The 1,956-nt window shown below is 68.6% G+C and carries 2 protein-coding genes; both read right to left on the reverse strand.

The window, feature by feature from the left end; all coding sequences use genetic code 11:
* Positions 1-70: 70 nt before the first annotated feature.
* Positions 71-1,342 (reverse strand): nucleotide sugar dehydrogenase, encoded by a 1,272-nt coding sequence (locus tag C448_RS10540; RefSeq protein ID WP_004054602.1) that lies wholly within the window; start codon positions 1,340-1,342, stop codon positions 71-73.
* Positions 1,339-1,956, reverse strand: a 618-nt coding sequence (locus C448_RS10545; RefSeq protein WP_004054603.1) for a UDP-N-acetyl glucosamine 2-epimerase, incomplete at its 5' end; no start/stop codon positions are given. The genes C448_RS10545 and C448_RS10540, both read right to left, overlap by 4 nt.

The raw sequence follows: 1,956 nt of genomic DNA on the forward strand, positions 1-1,956 counted from the left end.
AGATCGATCCACGCTCGAATCGGCCGCGTTCGCGTGGCTGGCGTCCGTTCGGCGCGCGCCCCGTGGCCGCTCATAGCCGGACGACCCGCAGTCCGGCCGCTTCCCAGCTATCCCTGTCGAGCAGTCCCTTCGCATCCACGACGACGTTCCCCGCGAGCTGCGCCGCAACGTCCTCCGGATCGAGCGCGGCGTACTCGTCGTGGTCGGTCGCGACGACAATCGCGTTGGCCCCCGCGAGCGCCTCGTCGAAGGGCGCGAGCGCGAACCGCTGATCGGTGACGTACGGATCGTGCAGGCGGACGTCGACACCCGCCGTGCCCGCTCCCCCGGCTCCCGCAACCTGCGTCCGGGCCTGGAGTACCTCGGCGAGGCGCAGCCCGGGACTCTCGCGCGCGTCGGCGACGTTGCCCTTGTAGGCGACGCCGAGGATCGCCACCGACGACTCCGCCAGCGAGTCGAGTTCGTCGTCGAGCAGGTCGGTGACGTACTCGGCCATCCCGTCGTTGATCTCACGGGCCCGCTCGATGAGGTCGAGGTTCTCCGAGCTCTGGCCCAAAAAGAGCGGATCGATGGGGATGCAGTGGCCGCCCACGCCGGGGCCGGGCTGGTGGAGATCGACGCGCGGATGGTGGTTCGCCAGCGAAATCGCCTCGCGCGCGTCGAGCTCGTAGTCGGCCGCGATCATCGCCAGTTCGTTCGCCAGGGCGATGTTCACGTCGCGATACGTGTTCTGGATGAGCTTGACGAACTCGGCGAGCGTCGGGTTCGCCGTCGTCCGGAGGCCACCCTCGACGAACGAGCCGTAGAGCGCCGCCGCACGCTTGACCGACCGCTCGTCGATGCCGCCGACCGCGCGGTCGTTCGCACGCAGCTCCGCGATGACGTTGCCCGGCAGCACGGTCTCGGGCGAGTACGCGAGCGAGAACTCGCCGACCGAGTGCCCGGAGCGTTCGAGGATCGGCGCGATCGTTTCGACCGTGGTCCCCGGCGGGACGGTGGATTCGAGGATCACCGTATCGCCCGCGCGGAGCACCTCGGCGACCGTCCCGGCAGCGCTCTCGACGTACGCGAGATCGGCCCGATCGCCGTCGAGCGGCGTCGGCACGCAGATGAGATGGTAGTCTGACGCCGGCACGTCGTGAGAAACCGACAGCCTGTCCGCGAGCGCGTCTGTGACGAATTCGTCGAGCCCCGGTTCGTCGACGGGCACCTCGCCACGGTCGAGTCGATCGACCAGCTCCGTATCGACGTCGTAGCCCGTGACGTCGTGGCCGCTGTCGGCGAGCATCGCCGCCGTCGGCAGGCCGATGTAGCCGAGTCCGTGCACGCAGACCGAGCTCATCCGTGCACCTCCCCGACGGAGGCGGCGGAGCCGATCCCCGCGATATCCAGAATGCGGTCGGCGCTGTGGCCGTCGCCGAAGGGGTTCTCCCAGCCGTTCTGCTGGGAGAGTGCCTCGTGCGCCCCGGCGACGACGCCGTCGGCATCGACGCCGACGATGCGGTTCGCACCCACGTCGACCGTCTCCGGCCGTTCGGTGTTGTCGCGAAGGGTGACGCAGGGCGTGCCGAGAATACAGGTCTCCTCCTGGACGCCGCCGGAATCGGTGAGCACCAGTTTCGCCGTGCTTTCGAGCCGGAGGAAATCCAGGAAATCCTGTGCGTCGATCGGCGTGATTTCGTCGGGCATCGCGAGATCGAACGCCGCGAGGCGCTCTTTTGCTCGCGGATGAACCGGATAGACGACGTCGAGATCGGCATCGCGGGCGAACCGGGCCACGCCGTCGAGCAGGCTCGAAAAGCGCTCGCGGTCGTCGACGTTCTCGGCGCGATGGGCAGTCAGGAGACAGAAACCGCCGGCGTCGAGATCGAGCTCGCCGAGGACATCGCTCTTTGCGGCCGCGAGATCGCGATAGCCCATCACCGCATCGACGATCGTGTTGCCGGTCACGTGGAT

It is taken from the genome of Halococcus morrhuae DSM 1307, assembly GCF_000336695.1.
Classification (GTDB): Archaea; Halobacteriota; Halobacteria; order Halobacteriales; family Halococcaceae; genus Halococcus; species Halococcus morrhuae.

Coding starts and splice junctions, on each gene's coding strand:
- C448_RS10540 (WP_004054602.1), bottom strand. CDS start 1,342: ATGAGCTCGGTCTGCGTGCACGGACTCGGCTACATCGGCCTGCCGACG.